This is a genomic window from Bacillus sp. SIMBA_005, from assembly GCF_046535585.1.
Taxonomy (GTDB): Bacteria; Bacillota; Bacilli; order Bacillales; family Bacillaceae; genus Bacillus; species Bacillus pumilus.
This window is the reverse complement of the sequence record NZ_JAWRWI010000567.1, coordinates 1-264: the sequence shown is the minus strand read 5'-3', so window position 1 is coordinate 264 and position 264 is coordinate 1. Positions and strand designations below refer to the sequence as shown.

The 264-nt window shown below is 53.0% G+C and carries 1 protein-coding gene; it reads left to right on the top strand.

Going from position 1 to position 264, the window contains the following annotated elements; translation table 11 throughout:
- Positions 1-40: 40 nt before the first annotated feature.
- Positions 41-264, top strand: a 224-nt coding sequence (locus SB660_RS21325) for a hypothetical protein (protein ID WP_410584394.1), incomplete at its 3' end; no start/stop codon positions are given.

Below are 264 nucleotides of genomic sequence, written 5' to 3'. Positions count from 1 at the left end.
TTTCGGTGAGGAAAACGCTATCCTCGTCGGGGCGCAACGTGTGGCGCCACAACCTGAAGATGCGCCTGCACAAAATGCTTCGCGTATCGATCAGGATAAATTGCTGAGCCGGCTGTCTCATGAACGACACTCTGATGGTAAGAGCGTTATCTACAGTCTGGACAATACGCCTGCGTTTACTGACCGCGGAAACCGCCTGGTCATGGCGGAAGGAGCCAGTGCTGATGAAGAAAAGGTTCTGGCCGCTCTGTTAAATGCAGCAAA